At 73.2% G+C, this 19,346-nt stretch carries 17 protein-coding genes and 1 pseudogene; 9 read left to right on the forward strand and 9 right to left on the reverse strand.

The window, feature by feature from the left end:
* Nucleotides 1–13 precede the first annotated feature (13 nt).
* On the reverse strand, nt 14–1,684 hold the full coding sequence (hutU, locus tag ACZ47G_RS00155) for a urocanate hydratase (protein WP_465739224.1): 1,671 nt from the start codon (nt 1,682–1,684) through the stop codon (nt 14–16).
* A 171-nt stretch (nt 1,685–1,855) separates the two neighbouring features.
* On the opposite strand from hutU, the gene ACZ47G_RS00160 reads away from it, so the two are divergent.
* Nucleotides 1,856–2,425, forward strand: a complete 570-nt coding sequence (locus ACZ47G_RS00160; RefSeq protein WP_465739225.1) for a Uma2 family endonuclease — start codon at nt 1,856–1,858, stop codon at nt 2,423–2,425.
* An 8-nt stretch (nt 2,426–2,433) separates the two neighbouring features.
* On the opposite strand, the gene ACZ47G_RS00165 is transcribed toward ACZ47G_RS00160, so the two are convergent.
* Together ACZ47G_RS00165 and ACZ47G_RS00170 are read right to left on the reverse strand one after the other, a co-directional pair.
* Nucleotides 2,434–2,751, reverse strand: coding sequence for a hypothetical protein (locus ACZ47G_RS00165; protein ID WP_465739226.1), 318 nt, complete (start codon nt 2,749–2,751; stop codon nt 2,434–2,436).
* Nucleotides 2,752–2,824: 73 nt separating this feature from the next.
* On the reverse strand, nt 2,825–3,694 hold the full coding sequence (locus ACZ47G_RS00170) for a MurR/RpiR family transcriptional regulator (protein ID WP_465739227.1): 870 nt from the start codon (nt 3,692–3,694) through the stop codon (nt 2,825–2,827).
* A 242-nt stretch (nt 3,695–3,936) separates the two neighbouring features.
* On the opposite strand from ACZ47G_RS00170, the gene ACZ47G_RS00175 reads away from it, so the two are divergent.
* Complete coding sequence (locus ACZ47G_RS00175; RefSeq protein ID WP_465739228.1) at nt 3,937–4,356, forward strand: hypothetical protein; 420 nt, start codon at nt 3,937–3,939, stop codon at nt 4,354–4,356.
* Nucleotides 4,357–4,444: 88 nt separating this feature from the next.
* Here ACZ47G_RS00175 and hutH read toward each other — a convergent pair whose 3' ends face one another.
* Both hutH and ACZ47G_RS00185 read right to left on the reverse strand, forming a co-directional pair.
* Nucleotides 4,445–6,022, reverse strand: coding sequence for a histidine ammonia-lyase (hutH, locus tag ACZ47G_RS00180; protein ID WP_465740003.1), 1,578 nt, complete (start codon nt 6,020–6,022; stop codon nt 4,445–4,447).
* A gap of 146 nt (nt 6,023–6,168) precedes the next feature.
* Nucleotides 6,169–7,365, reverse strand: a complete 1,197-nt coding sequence (locus tag ACZ47G_RS00185; RefSeq protein ID WP_465739229.1) for a macrolide family glycosyltransferase — start codon at nt 7,363–7,365, stop codon at nt 6,169–6,171.
* A gap of 97 nt (nt 7,366–7,462) precedes the next feature.
* Between ACZ47G_RS00185 and ACZ47G_RS00190 the strand changes: the two genes are divergently transcribed.
* A complete protein-coding gene (locus tag ACZ47G_RS00190) occupies nt 7,463–8,071 on the forward strand; it encodes a TetR/AcrR family transcriptional regulator (protein ID WP_465739230.1) in 609 nt (202 codons plus the stop codon).
* Nucleotides 8,072–8,275: 204 nt separating this feature from the next.
* Here the strand turns inward: ACZ47G_RS00190 and ACZ47G_RS00195 are convergent, their stop codons facing one another.
* The 4 genes and pseudogenes from ACZ47G_RS00195 to ACZ47G_RS00210 form a co-directional block, all read right to left on the reverse strand.
* Nucleotides 8,276–8,644 (reverse strand): hypothetical protein, encoded by a 369-nt coding sequence (locus tag ACZ47G_RS00195; protein WP_465739231.1) that lies wholly within the window; start codon nt 8,642–8,644, stop codon nt 8,276–8,278.
* 1,067 nt (nt 8,645–9,711) lie between these two features.
* Nucleotides 9,712–10,944: pseudogene (locus ACZ47G_RS00200) on the reverse strand (GGDEF domain-containing protein); the annotation flags it as partial.
* A gap of 262 nt (nt 10,945–11,206) precedes the next feature.
* Nucleotides 11,207–12,328: an adenylate/guanylate cyclase domain-containing protein gene (locus ACZ47G_RS00205; protein WP_465739232.1), complete on the reverse strand. Its 1,122-nt coding sequence runs from the start codon at nt 12,326–12,328 to the stop codon at nt 11,207–11,209.
* A gap of 171 nt (nt 12,329–12,499) precedes the next feature.
* A complete protein-coding gene (locus ACZ47G_RS00210) occupies nt 12,500–13,393 on the reverse strand; it encodes a biotin--[acetyl-CoA-carboxylase] ligase (RefSeq protein ID WP_465739233.1) in 894 nt (297 codons plus the stop codon).
* A 235-nt stretch (nt 13,394–13,628) separates the two neighbouring features.
* Between ACZ47G_RS00210 and ACZ47G_RS00215 the strand changes: the two genes are divergently transcribed.
* The 6 genes from ACZ47G_RS00215 (at nt 13,629) to ACZ47G_RS00240 (ending at nt 19,303) form a co-directional block, all read left to right on the forward strand.
* Nucleotides 13,629–15,239 carry an acyl-CoA carboxylase subunit beta gene (locus tag ACZ47G_RS00215; protein WP_465739234.1) on the forward strand — a complete coding sequence of 537 codons (1,611 nt, stop codon included), beginning with the start codon at nt 13,629–13,631 and terminating at the stop codon, nt 15,237–15,239.
* Between the two features lie 28 nt (nt 15,240–15,267).
* Nucleotides 15,268–15,489 (forward strand): acyl-CoA carboxylase epsilon subunit, encoded by a 222-nt coding sequence (locus tag ACZ47G_RS00220; RefSeq protein ID WP_465739235.1) that lies wholly within the window; start codon nt 15,268–15,270, stop codon nt 15,487–15,489.
* A 136-nt stretch (nt 15,490–15,625) separates the two neighbouring features.
* Nucleotides 15,626–15,766: a morphogenic membrane protein MmpB gene (gene mmpB, locus ACZ47G_RS00225; RefSeq protein WP_380458019.1), complete on the forward strand. Its 141-nt coding sequence runs from the start codon at nt 15,626–15,628 to the stop codon at nt 15,764–15,766.
* Between the two features lie 47 nt (nt 15,767–15,813).
* Nucleotides 15,814–16,416, forward strand: a complete 603-nt coding sequence (locus ACZ47G_RS00230) for a nucleoside triphosphate pyrophosphatase (protein WP_465739236.1) — start codon at nt 15,814–15,816, stop codon at nt 16,414–16,416.
* Between the two features lie 65 nt (nt 16,417–16,481).
* Entirely contained in the window at nt 16,482–17,291 is an 810-nt protein-coding gene (locus tag ACZ47G_RS00235; protein WP_465739237.1) for a hypothetical protein, read from the forward strand.
* Nucleotides 17,292–17,527: 236 nt separating this feature from the next.
* On the forward strand, nt 17,528–19,303 hold the full coding sequence (locus ACZ47G_RS00240) for an acetyl/propionyl/methylcrotonyl-CoA carboxylase subunit alpha (protein WP_465739238.1): 1,776 nt from the start codon (nt 17,528–17,530) through the stop codon (nt 19,301–19,303).
* Nucleotides 19,304–19,346: the final 43 nt, after the last annotated feature.

The following is a 19,346-nucleotide window of genomic DNA, read 5'->3' on the forward strand; positions in this document are numbered from 1 at the left end:
TCGAAACTCAAGGTCACAGCTCGCTCATCGGGACGCGGACCCCACGCTCGGCGGCGACCTCGGTGGCCCGGTCGTACCCGGCGTCCACGTGCCGGATGACGCCCATGCCCGGGTCGTTGGTGAGCACCCGGCGGATCTTCTCGCCCGCCAGCGCCGTACCGTCGGCCACGGTGACCTGGCCGGCGTGGATCGAGCGGCCGATGCCGACGCCGCCGCCGTGGTGGATGGACACCCAGGAGGCGCCGGAGGCCACGTTGACCATGGCGTTGAGCAGCGGCCAGTCGGCGATGGCGTCCGAGCCGTCCAGCATCGCCTCGGTCTCGCGGTACGGGGAGGCGACCGAGCCGCAGTCCAGGTGGTCGCGGCCGATCACGATCGGCGCGGACAGCTCGCCGGAGGCGACCATGTCGTTGAAGCGCTCGCCGGCCTTGTCGCGCTCGCCGTAGCCGAGCCAGCAGATGCGGGCGGGCAGGCCCTGGAAGTGCACCTTCTCCTGGGCCATCTTGATCCAGCGGTGCAGCGACTCGTTCTCCGGGAAGAGGTCGAGGACGGCCTTGTCGGTCTTGTGGATGTCCTGCGGGTCGCCGGACAGCGCGGCCCAGCGGAACGGGCCCTTGCCCTCGCAGAACAGCGGCCGGATGTACGCCGGGACGAAGCCGGGGAAGGCGAAGGCCCGGTCGTAGCCGGCCAGCTGGGCCTCGCCGCGGATCGAGTTGCCGTAGTCGAAGACCTCGGCGCCGCGGTCCAGGAAGCCGACCATCGCCTCGACGTGCGCGGCCATCGCCTCGCGGGCGCGCTGGGTGAACTCGGCGGGCTTGGCGGCCGCGTAGTCGGCCATGTCGTCGAAGGCGACGCCGACCGGCAGGTAGGCCAGCGGGTCGTGGGCGCTGGTCTGGTCGGTGACGATGTCGATCGGCGCGTCCATCGCGAGCAGCTGCGGGACCAGCTCGGCGGCGTTGCCCAGCACGCCGATGGAGAGCGGCTGCCGCTTGTCGCGGGCGGCGGTGGCCAGCTCCAGCGCGTGGGAGAGGTCCTTGGCCTCGACGTCCAGGTAGCGGTGCTCGATCCGGCGGGCGATCCGGGACGGGTCGCAGTCGATGCAGATCGCCACGCCGCCGTTCATGGTGACGGCCAGCGGCTGGGCGCCGCCCATCCCGCCGAGGCCGGCGGTGAGGGTGATGGTGCCCTCCAGCGTGCCGTTGAACCGCTTGTTGGCGACGGCGGCGAAGGTCTCGTAGGTGCCCTGGAGGATGCCCTGGGTGCCGATGTAGATCCACGAGCCGGCGGTCATCTGGCCGTACATGGTGAGCCCGAGGCTCTCCAGCCGACGGAACTCCTCCCAGTTGGCCCAATCGCCGACCAGGTTGGAGTTGGCGATCAGCACGCGCGGCGCCCACTCGTGGGTCTGCATCACGCCGACCGGCCGCCCGGACTGGACCAGCATGGTCTCGTCCTGCTTCAGCCCCTGCAGCGTCTTCACCATCGCGTCGAAGGAGCGCCAGTCACGCGCCGCCTTGCCGGTGCCGCCGTACACCACCAGCTTCGACGGGTGCTCGGCCACCTCGGGGTCGAGGTTGTTCATCAGCATCCGCAGGGCGGCCTCCTGCGGCCACCCCTGCGTCATGAGCCCCGTCCCGCGCGCCGCACGCACCTCACGCGGTCCGCTCGCCTGCTGCTGCACCATGTCCCGGCCTCTCTGCGGATGGATTCATTCAAGCCTGCTCTGGCTGAATATAACTAAACAACCAGCTTTCGACCAGACCCCGGAGCAATCCGACCAGCCACGCCATCGGCCGACTTGGCGCGCTAGCCTGAACCCGGCGAACACCAGCCACTCGGCCCAGCAGAGGACGCGATGGCAACCATCCCGGTACGACCCGGAAAGCTTCGCGATGCGGCGGAAGCGATCGAGCGGAGTTCCGGACTGCGCGTCGAGATCATCGGAGGCGTCCTGATGATGTCGCCACCCCGGCGTGGCAAACACGCCGGAACGGTGCGACACCTGCGCGAACGACTCGCCCCCGGCCTGCCGGGCTTCGGCGCATACGAGGCGTCGTCCATCGCCCTGCCTGGTGACGAGGACGATTACGCTACCCCCGACCTGTCCGTACTGCCCGTCGGGTGGGAGGAGCAGGACGACTGGCTCGCCGATCCTCGCGATGTCGCCCTTGCCGCCGAGGTGACTCCCGGCCCCTCACCCGTCGACCACGTCGGCGCCAAGGCCGCCTGGTACGCCGCCGCAGATGTGGCGGCATTCCTCGTGCTCGACCCCCGCAACGGCACCTGGACGCTCTACACCCACCCCCGCGACGGCGAATACCGAGGCGTCCTGCACGGCAAGTACGGCGAGCCCGTCCCGCTGCCTGCTCCTCTCCCCGCCGCGCTGGACACCTCCGACCTCCCGCTGTACGCCCCCCGCGCCTGAATCCCGGGTCAGGCGGCCGCGCCGCCGTCCCAGTCGATGCCGATCTCGGCCAGCCAGCGGCGGTCGGCGGCGTCCGGGGCGGGCGGGGTGGGCGGGCGGGGGACGTTCTGGACGGGGCCGAGGCCGTACTTCTCGGCAGCCGCGGCGGCGTCGTCGGGTTCGATGACGCCCACGTGGACGGCGGACTCGTCGCCCGGGTCGAGGACGGTCAGTTCGGGTTCGGGCAGGCGCCGCAGGGTGACGCGGCGTCCGCAGGCGGGGCAGGACCATTCGTCGGCACCCGAGGTCAGGCGGGCGACGAACTTCATCTCGTGGATCACGCGCATGGGTGGCACCCCCTGCCATAGGGGATGCCCGGGTTCCTGGCGAGTACTCCCCCGGCCTTATTCCAGGCCGTGCCTACTCCAAGAACAGCCCGCGGGCCGCCGCCGACTGCTCGATCGCCTCCAACCTGGCCTCCGCGCCCGGCATTTCGTCGCACATGCTCTGCAATAGCACCCGGCCGAGCATCATCGGCGCGCAGGCGGTGTCGAAGACCAGCCCGGTGCCGACGGCGGCCGGCAGCATCAGGTCGGAGAGCTTGGCGACCGGCGAGAAGGCGCTGTCGGCCACGGTGAGCACGGTCAGCCCGCACTGCCGGGCGACGACCAGGGCATCCATCAACTCCCGCGGGTAGCGCGGCAGTGCGAAGCACAGCAGGGCGGTCGCGCCCGCCGCGGTGGCCTGTTCCAGTCGGTCGGCGAGCATGCTGCCGCCCTCGTCGAGCAGCCGGATGTCGGGGTGCACCTTGGCCGCGAAGTAGGCGAAGCCCCGGGCCTGCGCCGAGGCGGCCCGCAGTCCGAGCACCGGCAGCGGGCGGGACGCGGCGAGCAGCCGGGCGGCCCGGATGATCGGCTCGGGGTCGGCGAGGAGTTCGGCGAGGTGGCGCAGGTGCTCGATCTCGGCGAGCACGGCCTGCTGGTGCTCGTTGCGCACCGCGTCGTCCGGGGTCTCGGGCGCGGCCGGTTCGCCCGCGCCGAGTTCGCGCAGCTGCCGGCGCAGCGCCGGGTAGCCGTCGTAGCCGAGCGCGACGGCGAAGCGGGTGACGGAGGGCTGGCTGACGCCGGCGAGTTCGGCGACCTCGACGCTGGACAGGAACGGCGCCTCGGTGGCGTGCCGGACCAGGGAGTGCGCGATCCGCCGCTGGGTGGGCGTCAGCCGGTGCCCTTCGAACAGCTGGAGCAGCCGGGCGGAGGGGCCGACGGTACCGGCCTCGTCGGTGGCGGTCATCAGCTCTACCTCCGGATGCGAGCGTTCGAAACGACGACTGTGCAGCAGCTCGCCGCGCCTGGCAAAGACGTCTCGTACGGCGGGACGCCGGATGAGACGTCCCAATGATCGGACACCAGGACGGACACCGGGGCGGACACCGGAGTACAGCCCTCGGGGTAACCCTGATTTCTCCCTGAGCCCGCCCGGATTCCCCCCGCGAACGGATGGACCGGGTGGCGCGGCGGCCCCACGCTACTGGCATGGACACTCGCCAGGACGACCTGCGGCGCGACCTCGACGCCACCCTTCAGGCCCGCAAGGAGCTCGGCAAGGAGTACGAGGAGGAGCTCGTCGACTCGTTCATCAAGCGCCTCGACGCCCGCCTGGACGCCCGGGTGGAGCGCTCGGTGGCCGCGCGGCTGGACGACTACGAGCCGTCCCGCCACCACCGGGACCGCGGCCCCCGCCGCGGCTGGGCCCCCAACCGCTCCGGCAACAAGCTGGCAGTGGTCTCGCTGGCCCTGGGCATCCCGCTGACCGCGATCGCGAGCAACCCCGCCGGCGGCGGCTTCGCCGGGCTGCTGGCCTGCTGGGCGGGCATCGTCGGGGTCAACTTCGCCGCGGCGCTGGGCAACCGCCGCGACCGGGAGGAGCGCCGGCCGCGGGGCGACTGGGACTGAGACCGGTCGGTCTGAGGCGTGCCGCGCGGATCCCGGTCGGACCCGCACGGCACACCCCGGCCGACGGCCGCCCCGCACCGGGGGCACGTCAGGCCAGCGGTCCGGTGACCCGCTCCACCGCCCGCACCAGGTCGCCGGTGGCGACCAGCGCGGCGGCGGCCTCCAGGTCCGGCGAGAGGAAGCGGTCCCGGCCGGCGCCGCCGACCCCCGCCTCGCGGGCGGCGGCCATCGCGGCCGCGGTGGCCGGAGCGATCCGGACGGCCGAGTCGGCCTGCTGACGGATCTCCAGCGCGCGGGCCGAGGCGGTGAGTTCGACGGCCAGGATGCGGCCGAGGTTGTCGACGGCCTGGCGCAGCTTGCGGGCGGCCGACCAGCCCATCGACACGTGGTCCTCCTGCATCGCGGAGGACGGGATCGAGTCGACCGAAGCCGGGACGGCGAGCCGCTTGTTCTCGCTGACCAGCGCCGCCTGGGTGTACTGGGCGATCATCAGCCCGGAGTCCACGCCCGGGTCGTCGGCCAGGAAGGCGGGCAGGCCGTGCGAACGGGCCTGGTCGAGCAGCCGGTCGGTGCGGCGCTCCGAGATCGAGCCGAGGTCGGCGGCGGCGATGGCGAGGAAGTCCAGCACGTACGCGACCGGCGCGCCGTGGAAGTTGCCGTTGGACTCCACGCGTCCGTCCGGCAGCACCACCGGGTTGTCCACCGAGGCGGCGAGCTCGCGCGAGGCGACCAGCTGGGCGTGCGCCAGGGTGTCCCGGCCGGCGCCGGCGACCTGCGGGGCGCAGCGGATCGAGTAGGCGTCCTGGACCCGCGGCGCGTCGTCGTGGTGGTGGCCGGTGAGGCCGGAGTCCTTGAGCACGGCGAGCATGTTGGCGGCGCTCAGCGCCTGGCCGGGGTGCGGGCGGATCGGGGCGTGCAGCTCGGGGGCGAGCACCTTCTCGGCGCCGAGCAGCGCCTCCAGGGTCATCGCGGCGGTGATGTCGGCGGTGGTGAACAGCCGCTGCAGGTCGGCTATGGCCATCACGAGCATGCCGAGCATGCCGTCGGTGCCGTTGATGAGGGCCAGGCCCTCCTTCTCCAGCAGCTCGACCGGCTCGATGCCGGCGGCGGCGAGCAGCTCGGCGACCGGCCGCTCCACGCCGTCGGGGCCGGTGGCGGTACCCTCGCCCATCAGCACCAGCGCACAGTGCGACAGCGGCGCGAGGTCGCCGGAGCAGCCGAGCGAGCCGAACTCGCGGACGACCGGGGTGATGCCGGCGTTGAGCAGGGCGGCCATGGTCTGCGCGACCAGCGGGCGGACGCCGGTGCGGCCGGAGGCCAGCGTCTTCATCCGCAGGAACATCAGCGCGCGGACCACCTCGCGCTCGACGGCCGGGCCCATGCCGGCCGCGTGCGAACGCACCAGCGAGCGCTGCAGCTGGGCGCGCAGCTCGGGGCTGATGTGCCGGACGGCGAGGGCGCCGAAGCCGGTCGACACGCCGTAGACGGGGCGCGGCTCGGCCGCGAGGGCGTCGATCCGGGCGCGGGCGGCCGCCATCTCGGCGAGCGCGTCGGGGCCGATCTCGACCCGGGCGTTGCCCCGGGCGACGGCGAGGACGTCCTCCGCGCTGACGTCGGCCTTGCCGACCTGGACCAGCGGAGCGTCGGGGACCACAGCACTGTGCATATCCATATACACAATCACACCAGGTGAATGAAGATATGACAACAGCTGCTCGCCATCCGGATTCTCGGACGCCCCGATCCGAGCCGCTCCCCGGGGGTCCGCCTCAACCGACCCCCGGGGCCCACCCTCCCCCATAACCCCGGGGCTCACCCCTTCAACTCGGCCTCGATGAGGTCCGCCGCCCGCGCGGTGCCGCCCTCGGCCCGGCCGGCCGCGGCGAGCACCGACAGCCGCTCGGCCACCCCGGCGTCCCCGACCAGCTCCAGCAGCGCGCCGCGCAGCGCCTCCGGGGTGGCCGCGTCGGCGTCCACCCGCCGGGCCACACCGAGACCGACCAGGGCGTCCGCGTTGGCGAACTGGTCCACGCCCTGCGGCACCGCGATCATCGGCACGGCGTGGAACAGCCCCTCGCTGGAGCCGCCCATGCCGGCATGGGTGACGAAGGCGTCCGCCTGGGCGAGCACCGACAGCTGCGGCACCCAGCGGTGCACCTCCACCGAGTCCGGCACCTCGCCCAGCTCCGCCAGATCGGTGTGCCGACCGACCTGCAGCACGGTGTGCCAGCCGGGCAGATCGCCGAACGCCTCGATGCAGGCCCGGTAGAACGCGGGCTGGTTGGTGTAGGCGGAGCCCAGCGAGACCAGCAGCACCTTCCCGGCGCCGGCCGGCCGCTGCCAGGTGCCCTGGTGGCCGCGGTCCGAGAGGCAGGGCCCGACGAAGGTGACCCGCCGCTCGTCCACCCGGTCCGCGTTCGGCTGCAGGGCGCGCGGGATGAGCGCGACGGCGCGCTCCGGGCGGCCCTTGAAGGCCTCCACGTCCCGCTGCACGGCCCCGGCCTCGGCCAGCCAGTCGGCGTACCGCCGGTAGTGCTCGGGCCCGCCGGGAGCGGTGCGGATCGCCTCGAAGACCTCCGGGTAGTCCTCCTCGAAGCCCTCCCAGCCGACGTAGGTCGGCGACAGCTGCACCACCGGCACACCCAGCCGCTCACCGAGCGCTCGCCCGGCGAAGCCCGCGATGTCGCAGAGCACCAGGTCGGGGCGGTCCGCACCGTCGCCGAAGCGCTGCAGCAGCACGGGCCACATGGCGAGCGCGTCGTCCAGGAACAACTCCTGGAGCGCCACCGGGTCCGTCGCCCAGCCGGCCGGGTCGTCGGTGAGCGGCAGCGTCGACGGGTACGGGACGAACGCGGCACCGGTGGACTCGACGGTCCCCCGGAAGGAGTCGTCGTTGACGTAGCTGACCCGGTGACCCCGGGCGACCAGCTCGGTGACCACGGCCAGGCTGGGGTTGACGTGCCCGTGGGCCGGGATGGAGACCATCAGAACGTGGGCGGAACGAGTCATGCGCACCTCCGGAGAACGAAAACGAGACGAGACGACCCGTCTCGCCAACTCCCAAGACGATACGTCCCGTCTCGCGTTCGCGCATACAATTTCCGGCATGGCCCCCAGAACCGCCCCCGACCCCGCCCGGCGCAGCGAACGCGCCCGCGCCGCCGTCCTCACCGCCACCACCGAACTCGTCACCGAGATCGGCTACAGCAAGCTGACCATCGAGGCGATCGCCGCCCGGGCCGGCGTCGGCAAGCAGACCATCTACCGGTGGTGGCCCTCGAAGGGCGCCGTCGTCTTCGACGCCTTCCTCGCCGTCAACCAGCACGACGGCGGCCTCACCCTCCCCGACACCGGCGACCTCGCCGCCGACCTGAGGGCCGTCCTACGCCCCACCAGCGACGAGCTCACCGACCCGGGCGCCGACCGCACCTACCGCGCCATCATCGCCGAGATCCTCAACGACCCGGCGCTGCACGCCGAATACCGCACCCGCCTGCTGGACCCCCTGTTGGAGATCACCCGCAGCCGCCTCCGCACCGCCCGCGAAGCCGGCCGGCTCGCCCCCGACGCCGACCTCGACCTCGCCGTCGAACTGCTCTACGGCCCGCTCTACTACCGCTGGCAGTACCGGCTCGGCCCCCTCACCCACGACCACGCCGACCGCCTCGTCGACGCCTTCCTGCGCGCCCTCGCCCCCACCACGACCAAGCCGTAGGGCCCGTCTTCAAACCCTCGTCTGCGGGGCGACGCCCCCCCAGCCTTCGGCCGGGAGGTACCCCCAGGGCACAAGCGCACCTCGCCGCGTTGTCGTCGGTCGCCAATGCGCTGCATTGGGCTCGCTCCTCCGCCTTGCGATGCACGCACCCCAACGCCGCCCCGCCCGCCCTCCGGGCGAACGACGAGGGTTTGAAGACGGGCCCTAGCGTCCGCTCCGGCGCCTGAGCGCGACCACCACCAGCACCGCCACCAACAGCACCACCAGCACGACGAACACGACCCGGCCGAACACCGCGTCCAGCGCCCGGCCGACCACGCTGCGCCGAACCGTACGGGTGCGGCGCGAGGCCGTGTGATCGGTGATCTGGTGCGCCCGCAGCCCGGCCCGCACCTGCTTCCCCCGCGCCGGCGCCGTCCGCACGGCCGCCTGCCCGGTCGCCCCCGAAGACACCACCCCCGAATGGCCCGCCACCCGCACCACCGGCACCGCCGCCGCCGGACCGGCCGCCACCACCCCACCGCCGAGCACCAGCACCCCGGCCACCACCGCACCCACCAACCGTCCGGCCACCGCCGACCCCCCACTCCCCGATCCGCCCCCGCCACCTTCCCACCACCCACCCCACCCCGACACCCCACCCACCCGACCGCGACCTACCCGCGACACCCCGGTCACCGAACCAGCACATCACCAGCCCCCGCACCCCACCCCTCCCAGCGAACGCGCAGGGCAAAGCCCCCCACAACACCCCCCAACCCCACCCCGCCAACCACCCCCCAACCCGCACCCACCCACCCCCAGCAACCCCAACCCTCCCCCTCACCCGACCCAGGCGAGAGGGACGCGCTGCGGGAGGGGGCGGTGGAGGGGGTGGGTGCGGAGAGGGGCGTGACGGGTGATTTTCAGACCGCCCACGGCGAGCACCCCCCACGATGAGAGTCGGCGGTCCGAAAATCACCCAGCCCCCGGAGCGCCCACCCCCGGAACCGCCCCCGGCGCCACCCACCCTCCCGAAAGCCCACCCCCACAACACCAGCCCCGCGCAGCGGCCCTCACAACCCCGGAGGCGACCCCGCCCCCGCCAACCCCACCGCCACCAGAGCCCGCATCGCATACGCGACCTGCCCGAGCGGCAGAGTCGCGTCGTCGGCGAAGAGCTCCACCAGCCACCCACCCGCCGCGTTCTGCCCGCCCGCCGCGACCATCCCGCGGTAGCCGGAGACGACCAGCATCGCCTCCTCCGCCGGGTCGTTGCCCGCCGCGCCCGCGCGCAGCGAGAAGGAGCCGCCGCGGACGGCCCGGCGGGTCATCGGGTAGTGGCGGAGGTCGAAGACGGCGTCGGGGGCCTCGATCTGGGCGCGCTGGGTCTCGGCACGGCTGCTGCTGGGCCCGCTGGTCATCCGGTAGACGGCGTGCTGGGCGGTGCGCATCAGCTGGGAGCCGGGCGGGACGTACGAGACCCACCAGCCGACCGCGTCGAGCAGCCGGGCGGAGGTCTCGGCGACGACCACCAGTTTGCCGAGGGTGTCGGCCGGGTGGACGGCCCGGGCGGCCGCGGCCTGGTCGAGGGCGGCGAGGACGGCGGTGAGCAGCTGTCCCGGGTCGGCGCTGTGGGCGGCGCCGCGGAACCGCCGCCGGTCGCCGGTGCCGGCCCGGCCGGCGGGCCCGCGGCGCCCGTCGGCGCGGTGGTGCGGGTCGGCGGCGTCGGCGAGCAGCACGGTGGGGTCGGGTGCGAAGCCGGGGCCGTGGCTGCGTCCGGCGACGACGGGGTGGGCGGCGCGGGCGGCCTTGGCCCGGTACTGGGCGGCGTCGGCGAGCCGGAAGAGCCGGTCGGGGGTGGTGACCGGTCCGATGGAGTCGCCGGTGGAGGCGACCCCGCAGGCGACCCCCTCGCCCTCGGCGAGCGCGAGGGCCCGTGCGCAGAGTTCCTCGGCGACGGCGACCACCTCGTCGGCTTTCTGACCCTCCGCGAGCAGGCAGAACTCGTCGCCGCCGAGCCGGGCGGCGAGGCTGCCGGGCAGTTTGGCGGCGGCCAGGGACAGCTGGTGGGCGAAGCGTTCGAGGAGCCGGTCGCCCATCTCGTGGCCGAGCTGGTCGTTGACCCGCTTCAGTCCGTTGACGTCGCAGACCACCAGCGAGACCACGGTGTTGTCGCGGTTGTGGGCCTCCAGCGCGCTCTCCAGCCGGGCGTCGACGGCGCGCCGGTTGGCGAGGCCGGTGAGCGGGTCGGAGAAGGCGAGTTTGCGCAGGTCGGCGAGGCGTTCGGTCTGGGCGAGGCCGGCCGAGACCTGGGCGGCGAGCAGGGTCGCGTAGTCGGCGTCGGCGTCGGTGAAGGCGGGCATGCCGGTGGACCGGGCGAGGTACAGCTCGCCCCAGGCCTGTCCGTGCAGCACGATCGGCGCGACCACGCAGCAGGCCCGGCCGCGCCGGCGCAGCGCGGCGGCGCGTTCCTGGCAGTACGCGCCGGCGGTCGGGTGGACGTGCCCGGTGCGCGGTTCGGCGTTCTCGGCGGTCTGCAGCCAGGCGCGCGGCAGGCGCCCGGTGGTCCAGCGCTCCTCCAGGTAGGTGACGATCTCCGGGAAGTCCGCGACGGGGTACGACTCGTCCTCCGGCAGTTCCTCCTCGCCGGGCGCGAGTTCGCCGTGGTTGACCAGCACCCGCAGCCGGCCGGATTCGCGGTCCCAGACCGAGACGGCGGCCATGGTGGCGCCGAGCGCCTCGGTGGCCCGGGTGGCGGCGGCCTGGACGGCCTCCAGCGGGGTGAGCGCCCCGGCCATGTCCTGGGCGAGTTCGACCACCGACTGCAGTCGCAGGTCGGGCAGCGGGTCGCAGTGGTGCGGGCTCTCGCAGTCGCAGCCGCGGTCCGTCATGATCGCCTCACTGCTCACCGGATCGCCTCGCTCCCTGTGCCCGGCCCTGCCGGGCCCCCACCGGTCGGCCGCACCCGTCCGGCCGCTTGCACCAAGACTATGGCGAGTTCGTTCGGTTATGCCCCGTTTGCCCGGATGGAACCCCACCGAACCGTACGATCTTCAACCGTTCGGCACCCGTCCGAGCGGCCCACCGCCGGAGCTTGGGGCCCGGCCGCTGCTCCGGCTTCAGCTACTCCGGCTTCAGCTCCTCCGGCGTCATCTACTCCGGCTTCATCCGCCGTGACAGCAGCCAGGGCTCCACCAGTCCCAGCCCCCGCACCGGCCGGCGCCACATCGGCTGGAGGTGGAACCGCGCCCCCGCGTCCGGCCCCGGCACCGGCAGCCCGGAGGCCGGCATCCCGGCCGCCACCGACAGGGCCTCCGCCAGGCCGGGCCCCTCCGAGTCGGCCGGGGCGACGCTGCCGTTCTGCTCCAGCGCCGCGGCGAACTCGCCGTCGATCAGCACCGCGTCCTTGGGCGCGATCGAGGTGAGCCGGCTGGCCAGGTTCACCGTGGTGCCGAAGACGTCGCCCATCCGCTGGGTGACCGTCCCGAAGGCCATGCCGACCCGCAGCGCCGGGATGCTGTCGTCCTCGGCGAGCGCGTCGATCAGGCTGAGCGCGATCTCGGCGGCGGTGGCCGGGTCCTCGGAGACGTAGAGGATCTCGTCGCCGAGGGTCTTGATCACCCGGCCGCCCTGGCCGGCGATCAGGTCGGAGCAGGTGTTCTCGAAGGTCTCGACCAGCTCGCCGAGTTCCTCCTCCTCCAGCCGCCGGGACAGCCGGGTGAAGCCGACCAGGTCCGCGAAGCCGACCGCGAGCCGGCCGCTGGTGATCTCGTGGTCCTCGGCGGCCTGCACCACCCGGCCGGTGACGGCGGCCAGCTGGCGCCGCCAGACGTACACCAGGAACTGCTCCAGCTCCGGCAGCAGCAGCTCGACCAGCGGGTAGGCGACGTCGGCGCGGGTGAGGCCGGGCTCGACGGCCTGGGTGAGGTTCTCCAGGAAGGTGTCCATCTGCCAGCCGGCCAGCCGGGCCGTGGTCTGGCCGGTGGAGCGGGCGACCTGGATCGCCATCGACTCGCTGAGCAGTCCGGACTCGACCAGGCCGGCCAGGCGCCGCAGCGCGATCACGTCGCCGTCGGTGAGGGCCCGGGACTGGCCGATGTCGGGGAAGCCCATGGCGCGCCAGAAGCGGGTGGCCAGCTCCATCGGGACGTCGGCGGCGCGCGCGGCCTGGTACGGGGTGTAGCGGCGTGGCGCGTCCAGGATCAGGCGTTCCAGTTCGAGCGCGACCGTGGGGTCGTGGTTGCCCGCCGCCGCTCCGCTGCCGTCCTCTGCCACCGGTCCGTCCCCGTGCGGTTGCCGCACTTGCCTCGTGTCCTACCTGTCCGGGCGCACCGCCCGCCACCCGGGCGGACAGTGGCGCGCCTCACACCTGCCAGGTGGAATGTTCGCACGGAATCGCGTGATCCGGAGCATCCGCCCGAGTCAAGGAGAGGTGAAGAGTGCCGTTCAGCGCGGCTCGGGGCGGACGTGGACCACGTCCCCCGCGCCGACCGCCCGGCGTGCGCCGTCGGCGGTGCGCACCACCAGGCGCCCGTCCCCGTCGATCGCCACCGCCTCGCCGACCAGTTCGCGGTCGCCGGGCAGGTGAACCTTCACCCGGCGGCCGAGCGTGCTGCAGCGGTCCACGTACGCGCGCAGCAGGTCGCTGGTGTGCGGGTCCCCGGCGGCGGCCGTCCACTCCCGGTACAGCCCGGCGAACTCGCGCAGCAGGGCGCGCAGCAGGACGGAGCGGTCGGTGGTGGTGGCGCCGGCCAGCGCGAGCGAGGCGGCGGTGGGGACGGGCAGTTCGGCGGCGCGCAGCGAGACGTTGAGGCCCATCCCGACCACCACGGCGCCGCCGCTCAGTTCGGTGAGGATGCCGCCGAGCTTGCGCTCCGCGCCGTCGATCTCGGTCTGGAGGTCGTTGGGCCACTTCAGCCCGACCTCGACCCCGGCCACCCGGTCGAGGGTGCTGGCGACGGCCACCCCGACCAGGATCGGCAGCCAGCCGTACCGCTCGACCGGCACCTCCTCGGGGCGCAGCAGGAAGGACGTGAACAGCCCGGAGCGGGCCGGGGCGGTCCACTGCCGGTCCAGCCGGCCGCGGGCGGCGCTCTGCGCCTCGGCGATCAGCACGGTGCCCTGCGGGGCGCCGGCGCGGGCCCGTTCGGCGAGGTCGCTGTTGGTCGAGCCGGTCTCGGCGACGACGTCCAGCGAGGTCCAGAGCCCGCCCGGGACGACCAGTTCGCGGCGCAGCGCCGCCTGGTCCAGCGGCGGCCGGTCCAGGTCGGTCCAGGGGGACGGTCCGGTGCGGCCGAAGCCGCGCAGTCCGCTGCGGCGGGGGGTCTCGGGTGCGGTCATGGTGGCCACCCTAGGACCAGGACGGGCCCGCGGCAGGACGGACCACAGAGGCGCAGTCCGCCCCATCGTCCCGCAGAACACTCGTTAACACACTGTGTCGATGGCCATAACGCCAGGACATGCCGTATTGCCCTTCGCGCTGGCTACGCTACGCAGCGGTAGTTCGCAGCGCCGCCCTGCCCTCGTGCGCGAGCCCCCGATCCCGGCCCGCGCGCACTCGAACAGGTCGCGGCCGATGATCAGGGAGAGCCACCGGATGACCGAGGCGCCGTACGACCCCCACACCACCGCCGGCAAGCTCGCCGACCTGCGGCGCAGGCTGGACGAGGCGGTGCACTCCGGCTCGTCCAAGGCCGTGGAGAAGCAACACGCCAAGGGCAAGCAGACCGCGCGCGAGCGGGTCCTGGAGCTGCTGGACGAGGACTCCTTCGTGGAGTTCGACGAGTTCGCCCGGCACCGCTCGACCAACTTCGGGCAGGAGAAGACCCGCCCGTACGGCGACGGCGTGGTGACCGGCTACGGCACCGTCGACGGCCGTCAGGTCGCCGTCTTCGCCCAGGACTTCACCGTCTTCGGCGGCTCGCTCGGCGAGGTCTTCGGCGAGAAGATCGTCAAGGTGATGGACTTCGCGCTGAAGACCGGCTGCCCGGTCATCGGCATCAACGACTCCGGTGGCGCCCGGATCCAGGAGGGCGTGGTCTCGCTCGGCCTGTACGGCGAGATCTTCCGCCGCAACGTGCACGCCTCGGGCGTCATCCCGCAGATCTCGCTGATCATGGGCCCCTGCGCGGGCGGCGCGGTCTACTCCCCGGCGATCACCGACTTCGTGGTGATGGCCGACCAGACCTCGCACATGTTCATCACCGGCCCGGACGTGATCAAGACGGTGACCGGCGAGGACGTCGGCATGGAGGAGCTGGGCGGCGCCCGCACCCACAACACCAAGTCCGGCAACGCCCACTACCTGGCCACGGACGAGAAGGAGGCGATCGAGTACGTCAAGAGCCTGCTGTCGTACCTGCCCTCCAACAACCTCAGCGACCCGCCGTCCTACCCCGACCAGGCGGACCTCACGGTCACCGACGAGGACCTCGAACTCGACGCCATCGTGCCGGACTCGGCGAACCAGCCGTACGACATGCGCAAGGTGATCGAGCACATCGTCGACGACGGCGAGTTCCTGGAGACCCAGCCGCTGTACGCGGGCAACATCATCACCGGCTTCGGCCGGGTCGAGGGCCACGCGGTCGGCGTCGTCGGCAACCAGCCGATGGACCTGGCCGGCTGCCTGGACATCAACGCCAGCGAGAAGGCCGCGCGCTTCATCCGCACCTGCGACTCCTTCAACATCCCGGTGCTGACCTTCGTGGACGTGCCCGGCTTCCTGCCCGGCACCGAGCAGGAGTGGGACGGCATCATCCGCCGCGGCGCCAAGCTGATCTACGCCTACGCCGAGGCGACCGTCCCGCTGATCACCGTGATCACCCGCAAGGCCTTCGGCGGCGCGTACGACGTGATGGGCTCCAAGCACCTGGGCGCCGACCTCAACCTGGCCTGGCCGACCGCGCAGATCGCGGTGATGGGCGCCCAGGGCGCGGTCAACATCCTGCACCGCCGGGAGATCGCCGAGGCCCAGGCGGCCGGCACCGTCGACGAGAAGCGGGCCGAGCTGATCGCCTCGTACGAGGACACCCTGCTGAACCCGTACCTGGCCGCCGAGCGCGGCTACGTCGACGCGGTGATCGCCCCGAGCGAGACCCGCCGGCACATCGTCCGGGGCCTGCGGGCGCTGCGCGGCAAGCGCGAGGTGCTGCCGCCCAAGAAGCACGGCAACATCCCCCTGTAGGCACCACCCTCTCGGGAGAGAACCAGCCATGTCCCCGATCCACGTGCTGCACGGGCAGCCGACCCCCGAGGAGCTCGCCACCGTCCTGGCGGTGGTCCAGGCCCGGGCCGCCGCCGCGCAGGCCGCCGCCGAGGCGGCGCGCCTGGCCGGTGCCGGCCCGGCCTCCCCCTGGAACGACCGCTCCCGCCTGCTCCGCCCCGCGATCCACCCGGGCGTCAACGCCTGGCGGACCTCGGGCTGGGCGCACTAGCTCCGTCTCCGGTGGCGGAGCGGGAAGTCGGCCCGTCCGACGTCCCGCTCCGCCACCCGCTCCGCCGCCTGCCACGCCCGAAACCTGAGTACGGATACTCAGGCGGCCTGGCCCACTGGCACCGCACTCTGGACGGGTGCTCTGGTCAGACCCCGAGGACGGGCCCTCGCCCGAGGCCCGTCGCATGCAGGAACGGATGCAGCGGGCCGGCAAGGTGCTCGCCGCCATCGTGCTGGTGGGCTCCGTCCTGATCATGGTCACCCGGTACTTCACCTGACCCGTTCACCCGAACAGCCCACACCGGCACCCCCTACCCTGGTGGGCATGACCGACCAGCGCGCCCTCGTCCTCGCCTCCGCCTCCCCCGCCCGCCTCGGACTGCTGCGCCAGGCGGGGCTCGACCCGCGCGTGGTGGTCAGCGGCGTCGACGAGGACGCCGTCACCGCCGCCACCCCCGGCGAACTCGCCCTCGTCCTGGCCGAGGCCAAGGCGAAGGCCGTCGCCGCCGAACTGACCGGCGGCGAGCTGGTGATCGGCTGCGACTCCGTCCTGGAGCTGGACGGCCTCGCCCTCGGCAAGCCCGCCGACGCCGCCGAGGCGCTGGCCCGCTGGCAGTCCATGCGCGGCCGCGCCGGGGTGCTGCGCACCGGCCACTGCGTGATCGACACCGCGACCGGCCGGCAGTCCTCGGCCACCGCCTCCACCACCGTCCGCTTCGGCACCCCGGACGACGCGGAGGTGGCCGCCTACGTCGCCTCCGGCGAACCGCTGTACGTGGCCGGGGCGTTCACCCTGGACGGCCGCTCGGCACCGTTCATCGACGGCATCGACGGCGACCCGGGCAACGTCATCGGCCTCTCCCTGCCGCTGCTGCGCCGGCTGCTCGCCGACCTCGGCGTCCGCATCACGGATCTGTGGGCCAACTGACCTGCCGCAGCGAGCAGTCCTGCCCCTAAGCTGACCGGCGTTCGAACCGGGAGGGGAACGCGGCGATGACCGACAACGTGCTCAACGTGGTGCTCGGCCTGGTGGCCAGTGCCATCAGCGCCGGACTCGGCTGGCTGGCCCAGGCCCTGCGGCGGCGCCGGAAGGTCGAGCGGGTACGGGAGTTCTTCGGACTGCCGACCGGCAGCGAGTGCCTGATCGTGGTTCCGCGCAGCGTCGGGGCGGGCTCGCACGCCAACACCGTGACCCGCCGGGACGCCTACGCCCTGATGTGGCTGGCCGGGCTGGTCGAGGAGTGCGGCGCCCGGCCCGAACTGGTCGCCCACGACTCCGCGCACCGCGGCCTGGGCACCAAGACCGAGCTGTGCCTGGGCGGTCCGGTCAGCAACGAGCGGATGGCCGCCCACCTGGCGTGGGGCCTGCCCGGGGTGCTGATCACCTCCGGCCCCGGCCCGGGCAGCAACGTGCTCGCGGTGGGCGGCCGGGACTTCGCCGTCGAACCCGACCGCACCCACGTCCTGCTGGCCCGGATCGCCACCCCGGAGGGCGGCCGCCCGGTGTTCCTGATCTCCGGCCAGACCGGCACCGCCAACCAGGCCGGCGTCCGCTACCTGGTCTCGCACCACCGCGAACTCGCCCGCAAGCACGGCCGGAACGGCACCTTCGCGCTCGTCCTGCGGGTGGTCAACCCGGGGGCGTACGGACCGGACATGGTCGAGCCGGTCGCCGACGTCACGGCCGAGGCGCTGCGCCGCCCCCCGGCCGCCGCGACCGCCGCGACCGCTCCGACGGCCACTTCGGCGACTCCGGCCACCGGTACGACCACGGGTACGACCACCGGCACGACCGTGGCTTGAGCGGGCCGCGGCAGGGTGTGTTGCATGCCACCGACCCGCCACGCCGCCCCCCGGTCACCCACCGTCGACCGGGTCGGTACGACCGCACCGGCCGCGACCTGCGAAGTCGCCGTCGGCCCCGTCGGACGGGCCCGGAATCCCATCACCGAGCGTGTGGGATAGTTCACAACCTGGGGCTACTCGCCGGTACCGCCCAGGAATCCATAAACTCAACGAGGTTCAAGAAGGGAGCCACAGTGCGCAAGGTGCTCATCGCCAACCGCGGGGAAATCGCCGTCCGCGTCGCCCGGGCCTGCTCGGACGCCGGTATCGCCAGCGTCGCCGTCTACGCCGAGCCGGACCGGGATGCGCTGCACGTCCGCGCGGCCGACGAGGCTTATGCGCTGGGCGGTGACACCCCCGGCACCAGTTACCTGGACATCGCCAAGGTCTTGAAGGCCGCCGAGGACTCCGGCGCCGACGCCGTCCACCCCGGTTACGGGTTCCTGTCGGAGAACGCCGAGTTCGCCCAGGCCGTGATCGACGCGGGCCTGACCTGGATCGGCCCGCCGCCGCAGGCCATCCGCGACCTCGGTGACAAGGTCACCGCCCGTCACGTCGCCCAGCGCGCCGGCGCCCCGCTGGTGGCCGGCACCCCGGACCCGGTCTCCGGGGCCGACGAGGTCGTCGAGTTCGCCCGGGAGCACGGCCTGCCGGTCGCCATCAAGGCGGCGTTCGGCGGCGGCGGTCGCGGCCTGAAGGTCGCCCGCAACCTGGAGGAGATCCCGGAGCTGTACGAGTCCGCGGTGCGCGAGGCGGTCGCCGCCTTCGGGCGCGGCGAGTGCTTCGTCGAGCGCTACCTGGACAACCCGCGGCACGTGGAGACCCAGTGCCTCGCGGACAAGCACGGCAACGTGGTGGTCGTCTCCACCCGTGACTGCTCGCTGCAGCGCCGGCACCAGAAGCTGGTCGAGGAGGCGCCCGCGCCGTTCCTGACCGCGGAGCAGAACGCCGAGCTGTACCGCGCCTCCAAGGCCATCCTCAAGGAGGCCGGCTACGAGGGCGCCGGGACCTGCGAGTTCCTGGTCGCGCTGGACGGCACGATCTCCTTCCTGGAGGTCAACACCCGTCTGCAGGTGGAGCACCCGGTCACCGAGGAGGTCACCGGGATCGACCTGGTCCGCGAGATGTTCCGGATCGCCGACGGCGAGGAGCTCGGCTACGGCGACCCCGAGGTGCGCGGCCACTCCTTCGAGTTCCGCATCAACGGCGAGGACCCGGGCCGCAACTTCCTGCCCGCGCCCGGCACCGTGACGCTGTTCGCGCCGCCGTCCGGCCCGGGTGTGCGCCTGGACTCCGGCGTGGAGACCGGCTCGGTCATCGGCCCGGCCTGGGACTCCCTGCTGGCCAAGCTGATCGTCTCCGGCCGCGACCGCAAGCAGGCGCTGGAGCGGGCCCGGCGCGCGCTGAGCGAGTTCAAGGTCGAGGGCATGGCCACCGCCATCCCGTTCCACCGGGCGGTCGTCACCGACCCGGCGTTCGCGCCCGAGGTGCACGGCAGCGACGAGCCGTTCACGATCTACACCCGCTGGATCGAGACCGACTTCGACAACACCATCCCGCCGTTCGCGGGCTCGGCCGGCGAGGCCGAGGAGGCGGAGACCCGGGAGACCGTGGTCGTCGAGGTCGGCGGCAAGCGGATCGAGGTCTCGCTGCCGTCCTCGCTGGGCGTCGCGGCGGCCCCGGCGGCCGGTGCGACGGGCGCCGCGAAGGCCAAGCGACGGGTGGGTGCCAAGAAGGCCGGCTCGGCCGTCAGCGGTGACACCCTGGCCTCGCCGATGCAGGGCACCATCGTCAAGGTCGCCGTCGAGGAGGGCCAGGTCGTCGCCGAGGGCGAGCTGATCGTGGTCCTGGAGGCGATGAAGATGGAGCAGCCGCTGAACGCCCACAAGGCGGGCACCGTGGTCGGCCTCAAGGCCGAGGTGGGCGCGAGCGTCAGCAGCGGCGCCGCGCTGTGCGAGATCAAGGACTGATCCGGACCGGCGGCTGACGCCGGGTCCGTCAATCCTCGACCGG

Source organism: Kitasatospora sp. NPDC030952, from assembly GCF_055571335.1.

Bases quoted from the DNA above. Each gene is read 5' to 3' on its own strand.
- ACZ47G_RS00170 (WP_465739227.1), bottom strand. From the start codon at position 3,694: ATGACCGCCACCGACGAGGCCGGTACCGTCGGCCCCTCCGCCCGGCTG.
- hutH (WP_465740003.1), bottom strand. From the start codon at position 6,022: ATGCACAGTGCTGTGGTCCCCGACGCTCCGCTGGTCCAGGTCGGCAAG.
- ACZ47G_RS00165 (WP_465739226.1), bottom strand. From the start codon at position 2,751: ATGCGCGTGATCCACGAGATGAAGTTCGTCGCCCGCCTGACCTCGGGT.
- ACZ47G_RS00230 (WP_465739236.1), top strand. From the start codon at position 15,814: ATGACCGACCAGCGCGCCCTCGTCCTCGCCTCCGCCTCCCCCGCCCGC.
- ACZ47G_RS00160 (WP_465739225.1), top strand. From the start codon at position 1,856: ATGGCAACCATCCCGGTACGACCCGGAAAGCTTCGCGATGCGGCGGAA.
- ACZ47G_RS00190 (WP_465739230.1), top strand. From the start codon at position 7,463: ATGGCCCCCAGAACCGCCCCCGACCCCGCCCGGCGCAGCGAACGCGCC.
- ACZ47G_RS00210 (WP_465739233.1), bottom strand. From the start codon at position 13,393: ATGACCGCACCCGAGACCCCCCGCCGCAGCGGACTGCGCGGCTTCGGC.
- ACZ47G_RS00185 (WP_465739229.1), bottom strand. From the start codon at position 7,365: ATGACTCGTTCCGCCCACGTTCTGATGGTCTCCATCCCGGCCCACGGG.
- ACZ47G_RS00220 (WP_465739235.1), top strand. From the start codon at position 15,268: ATGTCCCCGATCCACGTGCTGCACGGGCAGCCGACCCCCGAGGAGCTC.
- ACZ47G_RS00175 (WP_465739228.1), top strand. From the start codon at position 3,937: ATGGACACTCGCCAGGACGACCTGCGGCGCGACCTCGACGCCACCCTT.
- ACZ47G_RS00235 (WP_465739237.1), top strand. From the start codon at position 16,482: ATGACCGACAACGTGCTCAACGTGGTGCTCGGCCTGGTGGCCAGTGCC.
- ACZ47G_RS00215 (WP_465739234.1), top strand. From the start codon at position 13,629: ATGATCAGGGAGAGCCACCGGATGACCGAGGCGCCGTACGACCCCCAC.
- hutU (WP_465739224.1), bottom strand. From the start codon at position 1,684: ATGGTGCAGCAGCAGGCGAGCGGACCGCGTGAGGTGCGTGCGGCGCGC.